General features: G+C 56.6%; 9 protein-coding genes and 1 tRNA gene. 9 read left to right on the top strand and 1 reads right to left on the bottom strand.

Annotated features, from left to right (window positions below; all coding sequences use genetic code 11):
- The first annotated feature begins 30 nt into the window (after positions 1-30).
- Positions 31-106, top strand: a tRNA-Thr gene (locus FNY10_RS00155).
- Positions 107-517: 411 nt separating this feature from the next.
- Here the strand turns inward: FNY10_RS00155 and FNY10_RS00150 are convergent.
- A complete protein-coding gene (locus FNY10_RS00150; RefSeq protein ID WP_416309018.1) occupies positions 518-3,283 on the bottom strand; it encodes a LuxR C-terminal-related transcriptional regulator in 2,766 nt (921 codons plus the stop codon).
- A gap of 254 nt (positions 3,284-3,537) precedes the next feature.
- Between FNY10_RS00150 and FNY10_RS00145 the strand changes: the two genes are divergently transcribed.
- From FNY10_RS00145 to FNY10_RS27245, 8 genes are all read left to right on the top strand, one after another.
- Positions 3,538-4,497: a thiamine pyrophosphate-dependent dehydrogenase E1 component subunit alpha gene (locus FNY10_RS00145; protein WP_160702574.1), complete on the top strand. Its 960-nt coding sequence runs from the start codon at positions 3,538-3,540 to the stop codon at positions 4,495-4,497.
- 11 nt (positions 4,498-4,508) lie between these two features.
- Positions 4,509-5,528: an alpha-ketoacid dehydrogenase subunit beta gene (locus FNY10_RS00140; protein WP_160702243.1), complete on the top strand. Its 1,020-nt coding sequence runs from the start codon at positions 4,509-4,511 to the stop codon at positions 5,526-5,528.
- A 3-nt stretch (positions 5,529-5,531) separates the two neighbouring features.
- Positions 5,532-7,067 (top strand): 2-oxo acid dehydrogenase subunit E2, encoded by a 1,536-nt coding sequence (locus tag FNY10_RS00135; protein ID WP_160702245.1) that lies wholly within the window; start codon positions 5,532-5,534, stop codon positions 7,065-7,067.
- Positions 7,057-8,454 (top strand): dihydrolipoyl dehydrogenase, encoded by a 1,398-nt coding sequence (gene lpdA, locus FNY10_RS00130; protein ID WP_141965264.1) that lies wholly within the window; start codon positions 7,057-7,059, stop codon positions 8,452-8,454. Before FNY10_RS00135 ends, lpdA begins: the two co-directional genes overlap by 11 nt.
- A gap of 351 nt (positions 8,455-8,805) precedes the next feature.
- Complete coding sequence (locus FNY10_RS00125; RefSeq protein ID WP_160702247.1) at positions 8,806-10,467, top strand: ShlB/FhaC/HecB family hemolysin secretion/activation protein; 1,662 nt, start codon at positions 8,806-8,808, stop codon at positions 10,465-10,467.
- 12 nt (positions 10,468-10,479) lie between these two features.
- Positions 10,480-20,463, top strand: coding sequence for a hemagglutinin repeat-containing protein (locus tag FNY10_RS00120; protein ID WP_160702249.1), 9,984 nt, complete (start codon positions 10,480-10,482; stop codon positions 20,461-20,463).
- The gene (locus FNY10_RS00115) at positions 20,463-20,795 is read left to right on the top strand and encodes an immunity protein YezG family protein (RefSeq protein ID WP_141965267.1); all 333 of its coding nucleotides are present in this window, start codon (positions 20,463-20,465) and stop codon (positions 20,793-20,795) included. Before FNY10_RS00120 ends, FNY10_RS00115 begins: the two co-directional genes overlap by 1 nt.
- The gene (locus tag FNY10_RS27245) at positions 20,752-20,943 is read left to right on the top strand and encodes a hypothetical protein (RefSeq protein WP_141965268.1); all 192 of its coding nucleotides are present in this window, start codon (positions 20,752-20,754) and stop codon (positions 20,941-20,943) included. Before FNY10_RS00115 ends, FNY10_RS27245 begins: the two co-directional genes overlap by 44 nt.
- The last annotated feature ends 52 nt before the right edge of the window (positions 20,944-20,995 follow it).

The following is a 20,995-nucleotide window of genomic DNA, read 5'->3' as shown; positions in this document are numbered from 1 at the left end:
ATTCACATTCGTGGGCACGTCCTCTTCAGGGCCGATATAGCTCAGTTGGTAGAGCAGCGCATTCGTAATGCGAAGGTCGTAGGTTCGACTCCTATTATCGGCACCATTTAAATCAAACAGTTAAAGAAACCACTCTCCTTAAACTCCTCTCTGGGGTTACGCCAGGGTTACTTTTTCCCCTGGGGTCAACGCACTTAAACTCAATGTTCTTATCGCTGAGATATGGTCCCCAAACGGTCATACACTGCTCAGGATATTCTCTGATGGGCAGAAGTCGACACTTCACAAGTTTTAAAACGAGCGTTCATAGCTTTACAGGCCTGTTGCCCATCTTTCAGAGACGATATGCGGCGAAAAACCGAGACTGCGCGTCGTTCCGATACTACGTAGAATGGATGGTGGCCTGTATATGTGCAGAAAACCCCGCCTGTTTTCAGAATATACAACCAGTTAAGAACGTAGTTATTAGTGATTACATCTGAATAATATTTTATGTCAGGGCCGTACTATCAAACGGTTAACCCAGTAGTTTCATTTCCAGCGCCCGACTCATTGCTTGAGTACGACTATTCACTCTGAGCTTCGCGTAGATGTTTTTGATGTGCCATTTTACCGTCTCAACAGAAATATCGAGGGAGCGAGCGATTTCTTTGTTCATCTGCCCTTCGGCGATCAGGTGTAATACCTGAAGTTCTCGCTCACTGAGTTCGCCATTAATATCGAGACCTCCACGATTAAACGGTGTCCCTCCTCCCGGATCGCTCTTGTCTACCCAGTGGCCATGTCCTGTTCCCTCCTCTTTACAAGCCGAAGAGGATTCGTTCATACAGGCAAGCAAAGGTTGTAATGCATCACCCGCCTCAAGAAAGATGCCCTTGAGATGCTGTTGCTCTGCTAGTTGCAGTACTGGCTGAAATGTAGTGCAAGCCGCCGCAGTTTTGCCACTGTTCCACAAGGCTAATGACCAGAGCGTACGTAGACGTGCTGCGCTTAACCCGTCACCCCGACTTTCCTGATCAGAGACCATTTCAGCCAGTAGAATGCCGGCTTGCGGCGCCTGGCCTCTGGCGAGAAGAAGGCGGCTGCGGCTAAGGGATGCATACCGAACGATGGCTCGTTGACATGGATGCTCGGCATCAATTCTGAAGTTGGCGACCATTTGTGCAAGTTGTCGTTGCAGTTGCTCTGCGCCGGTGAAATCTCCGCGCTGCAGCCGTACCCGCACTTGCTCTGCTAACAACATAGCCTGTAACCGTTGCCATCCGCGAGACACGGCAAGTCGCTGCGCATGCTCCAGCAATCGCTCTGCCTCATACGGCATATCGTCATCTAAGGCCTGACGCGCAAGATAGATATAGCAACGACTCAGCGCGTCGGGTGGACTGAATCGATCGATCAATTCGAGCCGATCGGCTAACAGATGCTCGAGCGAGTCACGACTCTTGCATTCGTAAGCTATCTCCGCCAGCAGTGGCGCCAGTGTCGCTCCACTGGTCGACTGGGTACCGGTATAACATTCCGCCTGGCGCAATGTTTTCTCTGCATACCACCCGGCTTTTTCCAGATCACCCTGACAAAGATGGCACTGGGCAATGATAAAAGCGCGGTAAACCGAGACAAACAGATTGTCTAAGGGACTTTCTGGAGAGGGCATATGCTGTTGAACCTCCAGAGCTTCGGTATAGCGCTGGTTAACAACATGGCAATAGCTGAGAATATTGCATATCAGACCATCAACCCAGGTATCCCCGCAGGGCACTTCGGCCAGCAATGGCTGAACAATTGCCAGACTCTCTGGGATGTTTTCCGCAAAGGCTTCGCAAATTGCGCGCACAACACGCAATTTGCACCAGGTGCTGCGGGTTAAATCATCACGGTGATTAACTACCATCTGATCCAGATTATCAAGCAACTGCCTTGATTCATCAAAGTGGAAATAATGCGCCAGTGCCCAGGCCAGATTAATTTGCAGGTCAATGCGCGAAGGATCCGTACTGGCAGGTAAATGATGCATCCAGGAAATCAGGGTATCTATATCCCCTTCTTCTGCCAGTGACTGAGCGCTTGCACCATCCTGCCCGGGGCTATGCACCGGCTTGCCTGCTCTGAGTGCATGGCGTACCGCCTCAGACCACAGTCTCTGTTCGACGAACCAATGACTGGCTAATTCATGTAACTGCTTGCGGTCAATATCGTTGCTCTGCTGCAACATAGTCCGAAGGTTTTCCTGCAACAGAGGATGGTAGCGAAACCAGTAGCCTTGTTCGTCAAGGGCTGACAAAAAAAGGTTGTGTCGCTCAATCCATGCCAGCATCGCTTTACTATCATCACGTCCTGTAACTGCATGACATAATTCGGCATTTAACCGGCTGAGGAATGACGTTTTCACCAGAAAATCGAGAACCTCTGCCGGCAGCGGATCCAGTACCACCTCTTTCAGGTAACGGGCAATGGACCGTGTTCCTCCATGAATATTGCGCAACAGATGCTCTGGATCATTCTGCAACTCTGCGGACAATGAAGCGATCTTCATGCCCGCGATCCAGCCCTCGGTCGCGGACTGTAGCCGCTGTGCATGCTGGCTGCTGAGTGGTACCGCAACCGTGCGGCTAAAATAGTTTTGAGTTTCTTCGAGCGTGAATTGCAGGTCTCGATCATAGATTTCCACCAGCTGGTCCTGTGCCTGCAGCTGGCCCAGAGAAAGACTCGGGTGGAAACGGCTGCCAATGATCAAATGCAAGGCGGCAGGCGCATGCCTGATTAAATAACCCAGGGCTTCATGTACCCCACGATCATTAATCACATGAAAGTCGTCGATAATCAGGTACAAGTCGTGCGGGCAATAATGTAGCTGGTTAATTAGCCCGGCCAGCAGCTGCTCGGAGCTGGAGAGCTTCTGTTCTTCCATGTCGCGCCAGAAATCAACGTCCCAATCAGCATAAAGTGGACGCAATGCCTGCAGCAGATAAGGAATAAACTGCCATACGTCATCATCATCCTCATCGAGGCTAAGCCAGGCGATACGCTCCCCCTGGGCTACCATGTGCTGATGCCATTGCGCCAATAGCGTGGTTTTGCCAAATCCAGCGCCTGCACAAACGATACCCAGTCGGCACCGCTGAACTGGATTGAGAAGTTGAAGAAGTCGTGGACGCTCCAGCAATTGTATCGCGGAGCGAGGCGGGACGAATTTGGTCAGGATAAGCGGCAAGCCTCTCGTCATCCGCAATGGTCCGGAGACCAGCGATGGTGATTGGCGACCTTTTAAATCCGATGGCTTCATCCGCGGTTGTCTACTCGCTTTGTTTTTTTCAATTGTACGCCAGACCTCGGGATGACATGGGGCTACCAAACTTGATTGATACACAAAATTTATAAAGTTTGACCTCAAGCATGAAAACCCCCACCTACCCCCCCATGAAGGTGGCTTCGCACTCTCTCGAACCACTCGTAGATTCATTGCATTGGTGTGGCCAGGGTGCATTCCCCCTGTCTGTTGGCCCCGCCTGGGTGACCTTTATTGAGGAGAATTAAATGATGCTTAGCAAACAGGCTTTATTGCAGGCTTACCGTAAGATGCGGGAGATCAGGACATTTGAGGAGCGTTTGCATCAGGAAAATACCAGCGGCGATATCCCAGGTTTCATTCACCTTTATACCGGTGAGGAGGCCATCGCGGTGGGGGTCTGCGAAAATTTAACGAGCGCTGATTTCATTGGTTCAACACACCGTGGACATGGTCACTGTATCGCTAAAGGTTGCGACATTCACGGCATGATGGCCGAAATATTCGGTAAAGACAGCGGGTTATGTCGCGGTAAGGGAGGCTCTATGCACATTGCCGATCTGTCGAAAGGAATGCTGGGTGCGAACGCTATCGTTGGTGGAGCCCCTCCATTGGCCATCGGCGCAGCGCTGACGGCAAAAACGCTTAAAACCAACAACGTCGGAGTCTCTTTTACTGGCGATGGTGGTTCTAATCAGGGCCTGGTCTTTGAAGCCATCAATATGGCCGTCGTGCTCCAGCTTCCAGCCATCTTTATTTTCGAGAACAACGGTTATGGCGAAGGGACCGGTCATGACTACGCCGTTGGTGGGCGTGATATCGCCCGACGCGCCGCTGGCTTCGGCCTACCGGCAGTGACCGTTGATGGCACCGATTTCTTTGCCGTTTATGAGGCCACCTCAGAGGCGGTCAAGCGCGCACGTGAAGGGGGTGGCCCAAGCGTCATTGAGGCCAAAGCCTACCGCTGGCATGGTCATTTTGAGGGCGATCCCGCGTTATACCGTGCTGAAGGTGAAGTTCAACGCCTGCGTGAAAAACATGATCCGCTGAAGATTTTCACATCCAGGGTCAAGCAACATATCACCCAGGAAGAACTGACGGCAATTGATGAGGAAGTAGAAGCGCTTGTCAACGATGCTGTATTGAAAGCCCGCGCCGCTGCCTATCCGGCTCCGGAAGACCTGCTGACAGACGTATACGTCTCATACTGAGGGTGATAACAATGGCGATAAAAACCTATCGTGAAGCGGTCAAGGAAGCCCTGGCTCAGGAAATGGAACGCGACGAACGCGTTGTGCTCATTGGTGAAGACTTACGTGGCGGTCATGGCGGAAATGCGCCCGAAGACGCGAAGATAGAAGCCTTTGGCGGTGTACTCGGTGTCACTAAAGGGCTGTGGACGCAGTTCGGCTCTGAGCGGGTGATCGACACCCCCATTACAGAGTCGGCAATCATCGGTATGGCTGCCGGCGCCGCAGCAACCGGTCTGCGGCCAGTAGCGGAATTGATGTTCATGGATTTTTTTGGTGTGAGCCACGATGCGCTGTACAACCAGGCGGCTAAGTTCCGCTACATGTTTGGTGGCAAAGCCCGGGCACCACTGGTGATGCGAGGTATGATCGGCGCAGGTTTTTCTGCCGCCGCCCAGCATTCACAGTCACCCTATAATATCTTTGCGACCACGCCAGGACTGAAGGTGGTGGTGCCATCGACACCTTATGACGTCAAGGGGCTGTTAATCCAGTCAATTCGCGACGACGACCCCGTGGTATTCTGCGAGCATAAAATGCTTTACGACCTCAAGGGCGAAGTACCGGACGAGAGCTATACCATCCCGCTAGGTGTAGCCAACTATACTCGCGAAGGAGAGGACGTCACCATCATTGCCTTGTCGGCAATGGTACATAAAGCAAACCAGGTTGCGGACAAACTGGCCAGGGAGGGGATCTCGGTCGAGGTGGTCGACCCACGTACTATTTCGCCACTGGACGAAGAAGGTATTCTGGAATCGGTGGCTTCTACGGGGCGTGTAGTGATTGTCGACGAGTCAGCAGCACGCTTCGGTTTCGCTCATGATGTCGCGGCACTGATTGCTTCCCAGGCATTCCATTTCCTCAAAGCGCCCGTTCTGCTGGTGACGCCACCACACACTCCGGTCCCGTTCTCCCCTGCTCTCGAAAAACTCTGGGTCCCTGGCGTTGAACGTATCGAAGCAGCCGTCCGTCAAGTGCTGGAGGATTAATCTATGAGCGAAATCAAGACGCTTGAAATGCCCAAATGGGGGCTTTCAATGGAGGAAGGTTTGCTCGCCCGGTGGGCAATCCAGGAGGGTGACAGCTTCACCAAAGGGCAGGAAATCTGTGAGATTGAAACCAGTAAAATCGTCAATGTGCTGGAGGCCCCCTTTGCCGGTACATTACGTCGGATAATCGCCCGACAGGGGGATACTCTCCAGGTAGGAGCCGTGCTGGCACTGGCCGCTGACGCTTCGGTCAGCGATGCTGAACTGGACGAATTTGCGGCCAGTCTGGCTACGGAGAAAACAGCAGCCTCTGGCACGAAGGCTACCGAGCCGGACGTCACTGCGCAGGCAGGCGCTAAGCCGCCTGCCGTTGTCTCGCTCCCCTCCAACAACCCCGTGGCGCCCGTTGGGCAGACCGAAGTCCCCGTCAGTCTGCAAGGCGTGACCGATGTGACTCAGGTTAATGCCACTCCCCATGCGTTACGTCTGTCTGCACGCTGGGGTGTCGACCTGAAAAAGGTCCGCGGTAGCGGACGTGGCGATCGTATCTCTGTGTCTGACGTGGAAAGCGCGATCGTTGCCGCCGGTGGCCGCATCGTCTCTCCAACGCCCCCCGTTCGTCGCAGCAAAGCCCCCCGCTCGCATGCCGATGATAGCCAGGTATCGGCCACCCCGCTGGCGCGCCGTCTGGCTGGCAAAATGGGTATCAACTTACATGACTGCCGAAGCAGCGGTTCACGTGGCCGGGTGAGTCGTGATGATGTGCTGGCCACGGCGTTGTTACTCGACGAACACTCGCAGACCCGTCCTGTGCAGGAGAGTATCCCGGCAACCTTTGAGAACATCCCCATGTCCGGTATGCGGCGGGCTATCGCTGCTCGCCTGCAAACGTCCAAGCAACAGTCCCCCCATTTCCGTTTGAGTGTCGATCTTGATCTGGAACGACTGTTAGCGTTACGTCAGGAAATTAACAGCGAAGTACCCGGCGTCAAGATTTCGGTTAACGATCTGCTGGTTAAGGCCTGTGCCCTGGCTCTGGTGGCGGTGCCGGATGTCAACGTACAGTTTGATGAAGCAACCCAAAGTATCCGCCGCTTTGCGGATGCCGACATTTCGGTGGCCGTTGCGCTGCCTGGCGGGTTAATTACCCCTATTGTTCGCTCGGCGAACCGCAGATCGGTCAGCGACATATCGAACGAAATTCACACCCTGGTGACCAAAGCCAAAGCGGGCACGCTGAAGCCCGAAGAATTCCAGGGGGGGACCTTTAGCTTGTCAAACCTGGGTATGCTCGGAGTACGGCAGTTTGACGCCATCATCAATCCACCGCAAAGCGCAATCCTCGCAATTGGCGCCGGCGAGGTCCGGGCGGTAGTACGCGACGGGCAAATCGTCGCGCGCCACCAACTGACGGTATCGCTATCCTGCGATCACCGGATCATCGATGGGGCGCAAGGCGCGGCTTTTCTCCGGGAACTCAAGCGACTGATTGAAACACCAACCTTGATGTTTATCCAGGAGACGAGCTATGCACGATAAATACGATGTGCTGATCATCGGCGGTGGGCCTGGGGGATATGTTGCCGCCATCCGTGCCGGTCAACTAGGGCTTCGTACCGCATTAGTGGAAAAACAACATTTGGGAGGCATCTGTCTGAACTGGGGCTGCATTCCAACCAAGGCGCTGTTGCATGGTGCCGAGGTCGCGCACAGTATCACCCATGCCAGTCAGTTGGGCTTCAGTGTGGGTGAGGTGAATTTCGATCTGCAGAAACTGGTGCAGTTTAGCCGTAACGTGTCGCAACAGCTCACCGGTGGGGTTGAGTACCTGTTGAAGAAAAATGGCGTCAGGGTGATTGATGGCACCGCGCGACTGCGCGGCAAGGGACAAATCACGGTCGCGGATGCCCGAGGGGAAGAGCACGATTACCGGGCCGATCACGTGATCCTGGCAACGGGGGCCCGGCCACGAGCATTACCAGGCATAACGCCAGATGGTGAATATATCTGGACCTATTTCGAGGCACTGCAGCCTGAGCGATTGCCAAAGTCGCTATTAATCATCGGTTCAGGGGCGATTGGCGTCGAGTTCGCCAGCCTTTATAACGATCTTGGCTGCAAAGTGACGCTGGTCGAGCTAGCCCCGCAGATTCTGCCAGTTGAAGACGCTGAAGTGTCTGCTGCGGTGCGTAAATCATTTGAAAGGCGCGGCATACAGGTCCATACCCAGACTCTGGTGACGCAAGTACAGCTCACCGATACTGGGGTGCGCTGCACGATGAAAAACACCGGCACCGAATATTTCCAGGAAGTCGAACGTGTGCTGCTGGCGGTTGGCGTACAGCCTAATATTGAAGATCTCGGGCTGGAAGCGCTGGGCGTCGAGTTAGACCGCGGCTTTATCAAGACGGATACGGCTTGTCGCACTAACGTATTCGGGCTTTATGCCATCGGCGATGTAGCCGGCCCGCCGTGTCTGGCGCACAAGGCCAGCCACGAAGGAGCGATCTGCATTGAGACACTGGCTGGCGTCGAAGGCACACACCCTCTTGATCGCGACTATGTGCCCGGTTGTACTTATTCCCGACCCCAGGTTGCCAGTCTGGGCCTCACAGAATCGACTGCCCTGGCCAGAGGACGGCCAGTCAAGATCGGTAAGTTCTCCTTTCAGGGGAATGGTAAGGCGCTGGCCAGCGGAGAGACGGAGGGTTTTGTAAAGACTATTTTCGATGCTGAAACCGGCGAGTTGCTGGGAGCGCATATGGTTGGCGCGCAGGTCACCGAACAGATCCAGGGTTTTGGTATCGCCCGTCACCTGGAAGCCACACATGAAAGTCTCCTGTCGATGATCTTTGCACATCCGACGCTTTCAGAAGCGATGCATGAATCAATACTGGCTGCCTGTGGCCAACCGTTGCATCAATAAGAAAATCAGGGAGGCGATAGCTTCGTGATACTGAGTCAATCTCCGGTTATCCCTCCTGTATTTTCCTTATCAGAGACTCACCGTGAACGGTTATCGAAGTGACAGCCTGCAGATATATTGCCGCCGTTCAGGCTCACTGAGCAGTGAGCGCGTTTAACATATCGCATCGGATTTTTTATCATAATATTCTGATTTTTTTTAACACAGCGCGGAGACAAATCTGAAAATTGTCCGTATCCGTACTTTTGCTGTTTTAATAGCCCCGCCTTTGAGTATAAAGTAGCCGCAAATGTAAATGAATGTCATGAAATACATTCATAACGTAAGTCGCAAAGGCATACAGGATCAGGGATGAAAGTTTTATACCCGGTGTGGGTGTTACTGGCATTGAGTCAGTCAGTCTTCGCAGCCCCGTTGTCACCAGCAGATCGCAACAGTATCGAACAACAGCAGCAGCAATTGCTCCTTCAGAACCAGCAGCAGCGTGAGTCGCTGGATCGCGCCGCGCCGCTGGCGCGCCCCTCTCAGCCTGAACAGCCTGTGCCGACGTCCGGCCCCTGTTTCACCATCAAGCGTATTGTGCTTGATGGCGCCACCCTTATTGATGCCCGCAAACAGCAGAAATTAGTCGCGCCCTGGCTGAACCAGTGCCTGGATATGGCGCGTATTAATCAACTGACAAATACGGTTTCTGACTGGTACATCAGCCGGGGATATATCACCAGTCGCGCTTTTCTGACGGAGCAGGATTTACGTTCTGGCGAGCTGCGTCTGGCTATTCTGGAAGGGCGACTCGAGAAAATACGCATGGATGGCGCGCCTGAGCGCGAGCTGAAAATGACGTTTCCAGGACTGGAAGGCAATATTCTTAACCTGCGGGATATTGAACAGGGCATGGAACAAATTAACCGTGCCCGTACCACGCCGGTTCAGATTGAAATATTGCCAGCCGATAAGCAAGGATGGTCGATTGTTCATTTGACCGCCACACCAGAATTTCCTCTTTCCGGCTCAGTCAGCGTTGATAACAGCGGCCAGAAAAGTACGGGCGTCGGGCAAATTAACGCCGGGCTGAACGGCAATAACCTGTTGGGGCTGGCCGACAACTGGTTTATTTACGGCGGGCGCAGCAGCGCGTTTTCGAATGCTAAAGACGCTCAAAGTTTTGCGGCGGGCGTCAGCATCCCCTACGGCTACAGCCTGCTGGATTACAGCTACAGCTGGAACAACTATCTCAGCACCCTCGATAACAACGGCGACTTCTGGCGCTCAAGCGGTGATACCGAAACGCACCGCGTCAATCTCTCGCACGTCCTGTTCCGCAACGGCGATATCAAAACCGGCGTCTCCGTGGGCTTAAGCCATCGCATCAACCATAACTATCTCGACGATGTCCTGCTGAAAAGCAGCAGCCGCACACTCACCAGCCTGCAGTTTGGCCTGAGCCATACCCAGAAAATGTTCGGTGGCGTGGCGACGTTTAACCCGACCCTCAGCCGCGGCATGCCGTGGCTGAACGCCGAAAGCGACGGCAACAAAAACGGCGATTTGCCGAAAGCGCAGTTCCGTAAATGGAGTCTTAATGCCAGCTTTCAGCGCCCGGTGGCTGAGAATCTGTGGTGGCTGGCGAGCGCCTACGGGCAGTGGTCGCCGGACCGCCTGTACGGCAGCGAGCGCCTGACGCTGGGGGGCGAGAGTTCCGTGCGCGGTTTTAAAGAACAGTATATTTCAGGTGACAACGGCGCGTACTGGCGAAACGAACTCAACTACACGCTGTTTACGCTGCCGGTCATCGGCCAGGTCAGCGCGTTAGCCGCCGTCGATGGTGGCTGGTTGCACTCCGACAGGCTTGATCCTTATGCCGGAGGCACGCTCTGGGGCACCGCCGCAGGGCTGAGAACCGCCAGCCGGTGGCTGTCCACCTCGTTCACCGTCGGGCTTCCTCTGATTTACCCGGGCTGGCTTGGGCCGGATCATGTCAGCATTTACTCCCGCGTTGCCGTCGCGTTTTAAAGGATTATCGTCATGGATCAGCAGCCTCCTGTTCGCTTCACCTATCGCCTGCTCAGCTATCTGATGAGCGCCCTGCTCGCCGGACAGCCTCTGCTGCCTGCGATTTCCGCCACGCTGACGCCAACGGGCGACACCTCCGCAGGCAATGCGGCGAACGGGGTCCCGGTGGTGAACATCGCCACGCCAGACGGCGCAGGGATTTCGCACAACGCGTTCCAGGACTACAACGTCGGCAAAGAAGGTCTGATCCTGAACAACGCCACCGACAAGCTGAACCAGACTCAGCTCGGCGGGGTTATCACCGGCAATCCGAACCTGACCGCGGGCAAGGAAGCGAAAGGCATCATCAATGAAGTGACCGGCGGCAACCGTTCACAGCTTCAGGGCTATACGGAAGTGGCAGGTAAAGCGGCGAACGTGATGGTGGCGAACCCGTATGGCATTACCTGCAACGGCTGTGGATTTATCAACACCCCGCAGGTCACGCTGACCACGGGGAAACCGGTCTTTGACGCCAGCGGCAATTTACAGGCGCTGGACGTGAAAAAAGGCAGCATCACCATCGAGGGGCAAGGACTGGATGCCAGCAGCAGTGATGCGCTGTCAATCATTTCACGCGCAACCGAAGTGAACGCCGCCATCCATGCCCGGGATTTAAAGGTGGTTGCCGGGGCCAACCGGGTTGGCGCAGATGGCAGCGTACAGGCGCAGCAGGGTGAAGGCCGCGCCCCCACGGTGGCGGTAGATACCGGCGCGCTGGGCGGGATGTACGCCAACCGCATTCATCTGGTGTCCAGCGAAAAAGGCGTCGGGGTTAATCTCGGAAACCTGAATGCCCGCCAGGGGGACATCACCCTCGATGCCAGCGGCAAACTGACGGTCACTGACAGCCTCGCCAGCGGGGCGTTGTCCGCCAAAAGTGAAAGCCTCGCTCTGACGGGCGATCATAAAGCCAGCGGCAATATATCGCTCAACAGCCAGGGCGACATTGCCCTGAGCAACGGTTCGCTGAACAGCGACGGCGACCTGGTACTCAACGCCAGCGGCACGATTTCGCACGCCAATGAAAAGCTGACCGCCGGACGCGATGCAACGCTGACCGCGAAAAACATCCGTCAGGATGGCGCCAGCCAGATTAACGCCGCCCGCGATATCGCGGCTAACGCCCGTGACACGCTGAAAACGCAGGGACAGATGACCGCCGGGCAAAACCTGACGGTAAGCAGCAACACCCTGACCCAGGACGGCAAGCTGCTGGCGAAGAACAGCGCTCAGTTGAATGCGGGCACGCTGCATAACCGCGGCACCGTGCAGGGTGCTTCCCTGCGCGTGGACAGTTCAACGCTCAGTAACAGCGGTTCCCTGCTGAGCGGCGGCAACCTGGCCATCAATACTCAAGACTTTACCCAAAGCGGCAGCACCGGCGCGAAAGGCAAAGCGGAGATCACCGCCAGCGGGAAGCTGAGCAACACCGGCTCGCTGGTCAGCGACGATGTGCTGGCACTGAAGGCGCAGGATGTGACGCAGAACGGCGTGCTGTCCGGCGGTAAAGGGCTGACGGTCAATGCGCAGACCCTGACCTCCGGCAAAAATTCGGTGACCCACAGCGATGCGGCCATGACGCTGAATACCGCTACGGCGATGCTGGACGGGGAAACCAGTGCCGGCGGCGATCTACGGTTGCAGGGCGACAGTCTCAGTACCGCCGCGAGCGCACAGCTGCAGAGCGGCGGTCATCTCAGCCTCAGTGCGCGGGAAGCAACGCTGGCGGGCACCCAGGCGGCACAACAAGCCATGACGGTGAACGCCCGCGAAAAACTGGCCCACAGCGGTAAAAGCAGCGCGGCATCGCTCACCCTTCACGCGTCGGAGCTGACCAACAGCGGCGTGCTGGTGGCTTCCAGCCTGAACACGCAGTCGCAGCGCCTGACCAACAGCGGACTGATGCAGGGCAATTCGGCCCTGCTCATTGACACACAACAGCTGGACAACCAGCACAACGGCACCCTCTACAGCGCGGCGAATCTGACGCTGGATATCCCGGATATCCGCAATAGCGGGCTTATCACCAGCGACAAAGGCCTGGCGCTTAACGCCACGACGCTGAGCAATCCCGGCAAAATCATGGCTGACACGCTGAAGGTCAACGCGACCACGCTGAGCGGTGACGGCCTGGTGCAGGGAACCGGCTCACTGACGCTTGCCGGTGACACGCTCACGCAGGGAGCCCGCGGGCGCTGGCTGACGGCGGGCGATCTCTCCCTCAAGGGCAAAACCCTGAATACCGCGGGGACCACGCAGGGACAGAACCTCACCGCTCAGGCCGACAGCTGGACGCACAGCGGCTCCGTACTGGCAACCGGCAATCTCAATGCCGCGCTGGCGACGTCGTTACTCAACAGCGGCGACCTGATGAGCCAGGGCAACGTCGACCTGAACGCGCCCGCGCTGACCAACCACGGCCGTATTCTCTCGGCGGGCGACCTGTCGCTCACCGGGACAACCTTCACCAGCGACGGCACGCTTCAGGGCGACACGCTCCGGCTTCGCCAGAACAGTATCGACAACCAGGGCATGCTGACTGGCCTGAACGGCCTGATGCTGAACAGCACGGGCGGGCTTAACAACAGCGGCGACCTGCTGAGCCAGAAAGCGCTGGCGGTTAGCGCAGGGGACGTGACTAACAGCGGTCGCCTTCAGGGCCAGAACATCACGCTGGACGGCGCTTCTCTCAACAACAGCGGCGCGATCCAGAGCGCGCTGGATTTAGCCCTGACCCTGAGCGGCGATGTGATCGCTGCTACCGGCAGCAAAATCACCGCCCTGGGCGACGCCCGCCTGAACGGCAAAGCGCTGAGCAACCAAGGTCTGATTAGCGCCAAAACGCTGGAGGTGAAAGGCGATTCGCTCAGCAACGGCGGCGAAATCAGCGGCGTTAACGGCCTGAACGTGACGCTCAACGGCAACCTGCAACAGCAGGGCAAAATGCTGACCGGCGGGCAGCTTAACGTCAACGCCAAAGACATCAGCAACAGCGGACAGCTTCAGGGAGCGGATACCCAAATCAATGCCAGCTCGCTCACCAACAGCGGGCGCGTGCAGGGCGACAGCAATCTCACGCTCACCCTGCTGGATGCCCTGACCAACCAGGCCAGCGGCGTGCTGCTGAGCCAGAACGCGCTGAACCTCACCGCGCCGGTGCTGACTAACGACGGTACGATTCAGGGCCACGGCAACACCACGCTCAGCGCGGCAACGCAGGCCCGCAATAGCGGCAAAATGCTCTCCGGCGGCAACCTGACCTTCATCACGCCGGACTACAGCGGCAGCGGCTGGCTACAGGCGACGAACCTGGTGCTGAACGTGGCGAAGTTAGCCAGTAACGGCACCGTGATAGCCGCGAACCAGGCGACGCTCACCGGCCACAGCCTGACCAACGACGGCATTCTGCAGGCCACTCAGCTGAACGTGAACGCCGGGACCGTGACCAACAGCGGCACACTGCTCGGCACTCAGGGTTTGACGCTCAAAGGGAACAGCCTTAACAACGCGGGCGGGAAGGTGTTCAGCGGCGGCGATATGCTTGCCGAAATGGTCTCGCTGAGCGGCGCGGGCCAGCTGGTGGCGCTCGGCAACCTGACGCTGAAGCTCACCAACGGCTTCAGCGCGCAGGGCGTGATTGCCGCGAACAGACAGCTCGCCATCAGCAGCCTGGGCGATATCACCAACGGAGCCACGTTGCAGGGCAACGGCATCACGCTGAATGCCGCGGGCAGTCTGACCAACAACGGCCAGCTGACCGCAGGCAGCGGCACCACGGTATTGCGCGGCAGCCAGATTGCGCTGAACGCCAGCGGCAGTTTACAGGCAGGCGGCGACGTCAGCCTGACCAGCCAGGGCGATATCAGCCTCAACGGGTTCACCGGCACCGCAGGCAGCCTGCTGTTGAACGCGGCCGGGTCGATCGTTAACACCGCCCTGCTCTATGCGGGCCATAACCTGTCGTTGTTTGCCAGCAGCATCCAGAACCTGCGCGGCGATATGCTGGCGGGCAACAACCTGGTGATGCAGAAAGACGCCAGCGGCACGGCAAACAGTGAGGTGATTAATCGTTCCGGCAGTATTGAGACAGTCAATGGCAACATCAGCATCAACACCGCAAACCTTCTGAATACCCGTGACGGTCTGAAGGTGGACACCACATACCAGGAGTTTATGCCGTCTGACCAGTCATGGCTGCATGTTTCCTATGTGTCTCTCGGTGAAGATAACCTTGGGGTGGCATCGAATACCCTGTGTTCCGGAGGAGTGAATACCCACTGTACGACTTCTTACTGGCTGGTGCCGGCTTTCACCTATGATGAAAAAACGGTGCTGGTGAATCAGAAAGAAACGACCGTCACCGCGAACGGTGGGGCAGGTCGTATTGCTTCCGGCAACAATCTGACGGTGAACGCCGGTACGCTGACCAATGAATCCAGCTACCTGCTGGCAAACGGTGATATCACCCTGCACGGGGGTACCCTGAATAATACGTCTGCTGAAGCTGGCAAGTGGTCGACCCGGGAGAAATTTACCTGGAGCTGCAAACCGTATTGCACCACGGATTACGACCCGTTCCCGAGCGGGCAGACGGTGGAAGGCTGGCTGAAGGCGATGAAGGAGGATAAGGATTCGGGGATCGCCTATGATCTTGCAGATACCTGGACTGATTACGCAGCAGATAACCAGCAATACCGGGCGGTGATCCAGGCGGGTGGCAACGTCAACGCAACATTCACCAACGACATCAGCAACACCAACACCACTGCCAACGCGGGCAAAATCAGTAACACCATTGTTGCCCCCAGCCTCAACACACCATCCGCACAGTCTGTGGATGGCGGTGCGGGCCCACAGGCGCTGACGGATGCCGGAACCCAGGCTATCACCGGCCCGGACTGGAAGGACACCACTGCCAGCCAGACTATCGGTGGCGGCACAGGGCTGGCACCTGACGGCATCGACAGCAACTATCCCCTGCCCTCCGGCAATAACGGCTACTTTGTGCCGTCCAGCGATCCGGACAGCCCGTATCTGATCACCGTTAACCCTAAGCTCGATGGCCTGGGTCAGCTCGATCCCTCATTGTTTGGCGATCTGTATCAGCTGCTGGGTATGAACCCGGGCGCGGCCCCGCGCGAGACGGGCAGCCAGTACACGGACATGAATCAGTTCCTCGGTTCGTCGTACATGCTGGGCCGCCTCAGTCTGAACCCGGACAAGGACTATCGCTTCCTCGGCGATGCGGCGTTTGATACCCGCTATGTGTCGAACACCGTGCTGAACCAGACCGGGACGCGCTATATCAACGGCATCGGCTCGGATCTCGACCAGATGCGCTACCTGATGGACAGCGCCGCCGATGCGCAGAGCTCGCTCGGCCTGAAGTTTGGCGTGGCGCTGAGTGCCGAACAAGTGGCGGCACTTGACCACAGTATTCTGTGGTACGAAAGCGCCACCATTAACGGTCAGACCGTGATGGTGCCCAAAGTGTACCTGTCGCCAAAAGACGTGACGGTGCAGAGCGGCAGCGTGATCCGCGGCAGCAACGTGCAGCTGGCGGGCGGCAACCTCACCAACAGCGGCAGCTCGCTGCTGGCGCAGAACAGCCTTGCCATCGACAGCAGCAACAGCCTCAGCAACCTCAACGCCGGGCTGATCAACGCGGGCGGTGGGCTCGACCTGAGCGCGCTGGGCGATATCAACAACATCGGCTCGGCGATGTCCGGCAAAACCGTCCAGCTGGAAAGCGTCGGCGGCAGCATCAACAACATCACCCAGACGCAGCAGTGGCGCGTGGGCGACGACAGCCGTCGCGGCAGCGTGCACGTCAGCGGTACCGACGTCGGGCAAACCGCCGCCATCACGGCTACCGACGGCCTGAGTATGTCGGCAGCAAAAGACATCAACATCACCGGCGCGAACGTGGCCGCAGGCGGCGACCTCGCGATGGGCGCGGGCAACAACATCAACATCGCCGCGAACCAGATAACCGACAGCAGCAGCCAGTCGGGATTCTGGGGGCAAAAAGACACGGCGACGTCGTCCATCTCCAGCCATGGCAGCAGCCTCACGGCGGGCGGCAACGCGGTGATGCAGGCGGGCAACGACCTGAACGTGACGGCGAGCGCCATCGACGCAGGCAAAACCGCGCAGCTGGTGGCAGGCAATGACCTGAACCTGAACGCGGCGGGCAACGGACAGACCAGCCGCACAGGTGGCAGCGAAAGCCATCAGAGCAGCGCAGACAGAACCACCCTTTCAGCGGGCGAGAACGTGACGCTGTTAGCCGGGCGGGACGTGACCAGCCAGGCCGCAGGCATCGCGGCGGAAGGCAATGTCGGCATCCAGGCCGGACGCGACGTCAATCTGCAGGCCGAAGCGACGGTTAATGGCAGCAGCAGCCACAGCAGCAAGAAAATCGTTATCGACGAGTCCGTGCGCCAGCAGGGCACTGAAATCGCCAGCTCCGGCAACACCACGATACTCGCCGGACGCGACGTGAACAGCAAAGCGGCGCAGGTGACCGCCAGTGGCGATATCGGCGTGGCGGCTGGCCGGAACGTGAACCTGACGACGGCGACGGAAAGCGACTATCACTACCAGGAAGAGACGAAGACTAAAAAAGGGCTCCTCAGCAAGAAAACGACCCACACTGTTGAGGAAGACAGCGCGACCCGCGAGGCAGGCACCCTGCTTTCAGGCGACAATGTCACCGTGCAGGCGGGTAACAACCTGCTGGTGAAAGGTTCCTCCGTGGTGGGCGATAACACCGTGGCGCTGGGCGCGGGCAACAACGTCGATATCGTGGCGGCCACCAACACCGATTCCTCCTGGCGCTTTAAGGAAGAGAAGAAGAGCGGCCTGATGGGCACCGGCGGTATCGGCATCACCGTCGGCAGCAGTAAATCCACCCATGACCTGCGTGAAGCGGGCACCACGCAAAGCCAGAGCTTCAGCACTGTCGGCTCTACAGGCGGCAACGTGGTTATCGCTGCCGGAAACCAGGCGCACATTGGCGGCGCGGACCTGATTGCCGGGAAGGACATGAGCCTCAGCGGCAGCAGCGTGCTCATCGACCCGGGTCACGACAAACGCACCCGCGATGAAACTTTCGAGCAGAAGAAAAGCGGGCTGACAGTGGCACTGTCCGGCACCGTGGGCAGTGCGATTAATAATGCTGTCACGGCGGCGCAGAACACCAGAGAGGAAAGCGACGGACGCCTGAAGGCACTCCAGGCCACCAAAACGGTCCTCTCCGGCGTGCAGGCCGGACAGGCGGCTGAGGCGGCTAACCTGACGGCCGACCCGAACGCGATGGGCGTCAGCCTCTCACTGACCACGCAGAAATCCAAATCGCAGCAGCATGCCGAAAGCGATGCGGTGGCGGGCAGCACCCTGAACGCGGGCAATAACCTTTCCATCACTGCGAACGGCAAAAAAGGCGACGGCGATATCGTGATTGCCGGAAGCCAGCTGAAAGCGGGCGGCGACACGCTGCTGGACGCGAAGAACGACGTGATTCTCAGCGGGGCCGCTAACACCCAACAGTCCAGCGGCAAGAACAGCAGCAGTGGCGGTGGCGTGGGCATCGGTGCCGGGGGTAACGGTGCGGGCATCAGCGTGTTTGCCAACGTCAACGCGGCAAAAGGCAAAGACAAAGGCAACGGCACCGACTGGACCGAAACCACCCTCGACAGCGGCAAAACCGTCACCATTAAGAGCGGGAATGACACCGTACTCAACGGGGCGCAGGTCAACGGCAATAAAATTGTCGCCGATGTGGGCCACGACCTGCTGATGCGCAGCCAGCAGGACAATAACGACTACGACAGCAAACAGACCAGCGTGGCGGCGGGCGGCAGCTTCACCTTCGGCAGCATGACGGGCTCCGGCTACATCTCTGCCAGCCAGGACAAGATGAAGAGCCGCTTCGACTCCGTAGCCGAGCAGACCGGGATGTTTGCCGGGGATGGTGGGTTCGATATCACCGTCGGCAACCACACCCAGCTTAATGGTGCGGTTATCGCTTCTACTGCCACGGCAGATAAAAACAGCCTCGATACCGGGACGCTGGGCTTCACGGATATTCACAACGAAGCGGATTTCAAAACCCAGCACTCGGGCATCAGCCTCAGCGGTGCGGGCAGCTTCGGCGACCAGTTCAAGGGCAACATGCCTGGCGGGATGATGTCGGCGGCGGGCAACAAAGGCCATGCCGAAGGCACCACCCAGGCCGCTGTGGCAGACGGCACCCTCACCATCCGCGACAAGGCAAACCAGAAGCAGGACGTGGCGAACCTGAGCCGTGACACCGAACATGCCAACGACAGCATCAGCCCGATCTTCGACAAAGAGAAAGAGCAGAACCGCCTGAAGGAAATCGGGATGATCAGCGACATCGGCGGCCAGGTGGCGGATATTGCGCGGACGCAGGGTGAGCTGAGCGCCATTAAAACGGCCAAAGAGCGCATGAACAGCGTGACGCCTGAAGACCGTGACGCTGCCAAAACACAGTGGGAGAAGGCAAATCCGGGCAAAACACCAAAACCGGAAGATATCAGCAATCAGATTTATCAGAACTACTACAACGAAGCCTTTAACGCGACAGGTATGGGCACCGGTGGTGCAGTTCAGCGTGGTATCCAGGCCGCGACGGCAGCGCTTCAGGGCCTGGCGGGCGGCAATATTGCGGGTGCACTGTCAGGGGCTTCGGCTCCGGAGCTGGCAAACTTCATTGGGCACAATGCCGGAATCAATGATAACGATGCAGCGAAAGCCATTGCTCATGCCATTCTCGGCGGCGTGACGGCGGCTCTTCAGGGTAACAGTGCCGCAGCTGGCGCGGCAGGTGCTGCGAGTGGAGAACTGATCGCAAGTGCCATCGCGAAAGCGATGTATCCGGATGTGAAAGATCTGTCGACCCTGACCGAAGATCAGAAACAGACGCTGAGCACGCTGGCGAGTATCTCAGCAGGCATGGCGGGTGGTATTGCCGGTGGGAACACTGCGGGTGTGGCTACCGGAGCGGCTGCCGGGAAGAATGCGGCTGAAAACAACCTCATTGCAGGTAACGAAGATGCGCAGACGAAGTTTGTTCAGGAGCATGGCAAAGATATTGCCTCCTGCTCGACTAGTCCTGGTGGGGCTGAATGTAAACGCGGTGAGGCTGTAAACAAAGCGATTGCAGCAGCGCTTGTTGGAGGGGCTACAGGTGGGGTAGTGATTGCTCTGACTCCGGAAGCAATTGCAGCCGCTCAGGCAGCAGTCAGCGCCTGTGGTGCGAATACTATACTGTGTGCAAATGAAGTCAGTATCTGGGTTGCGGAAATGGCCGCTGGAGATGCTCTTCCTGCGGGCCTGACAGTAGCGACGGTTGGCAAAATGTCTGCCAGCGAGTTGTCAGAGTTGAAGGCTCTGATGGCTGTTGAAAAACAGACAGGTCAGAAAATCAGTGCGGAGTCACTTGAAAAGGTGATGCTGGACTCAGGTGGTAAAGGGAACTGGAGCAAAGAGCTAAATAACCCACAGCCGAATAAAGTTTATCATGTAGATGGTGATAAAATTTATAAAACTGATGCTCAGGCAAGACCAAGCCAGGTTGAAGCAACTCTTAGTCCTAATGTAAAAGACAGAAATGGCTATCAACAATGTAAAGCAGGTAAGTGTGGCTTTGATGGAGATGAAGGTGGTCATTTAATAGCCAGCATTTTTAATGGGCCTGGTGAAAAATTGAACCTTGTTCCGATGGATGGAAATCTGAACAAAGGAGCCTGGAAGCAGATGGAAAATACGTGGGCAAAAGCATTAGGGGAAGGAAAAGAGGTTAAGGTCAACATTCAGCCGTCGTATATTGGGGACAGTGTCAGACCTGAGAAATTTAAAGTAGTGTATTCAATTGATGGTGGTCGCCCGATTGAAAAAGTATTTAATAACTCACCTGGAGGTAAGTAATGCGGTCTGATCAAGAAATATATAATGATATCGGTTCAGTATTACTCTCTATCGCACCTGAAAATGCGATTAAAATTATTCTATACGCTAAGCTAGAGCCGGAAAGTGACTGTGGAGAATTTACATATGACTATGTGGATAAACAGGGTGATCAACATTGGGTAACTGAAACAGCAGATGCCAGTGAACGGCTTTTGGATCTTCTGGTCGAGCTGAGGAATTTTTTTGTAGAGAACTTTAAATCACAAGAAAAGCCATTCTGGCATGGCTGTGAAGTTACTGTAAATATTGAAACGCTTAAGATTAATATCGATTTTAAATACGATAACTGATTACAATCCCGCCCTATCTGGGCGGGAGGATTTTCACATACTCAAAGTTCCGGCCAATACTACTAAAACACAATGGACAGAGATAAATAGTGCTATTGAGTACGGTAAAAGTCTGGGTGTAACCGTTAAAGTGACTCAGGTGAAATAATGAAATTTAATAAAGAACAAGATTATTGGGCAACTTGTTATTGTACTAATTA

The sequence above is a fragment of the Klebsiella sp. Lac1 genome (assembly GCF_009825425.1).
Classification (GTDB): domain Bacteria; phylum Pseudomonadota; class Gammaproteobacteria; order Enterobacterales; family Enterobacteriaceae; genus Klebsiella; species Klebsiella electrica.
This window is presented reverse-complemented; position numbering and strand designations above follow the sequence as displayed.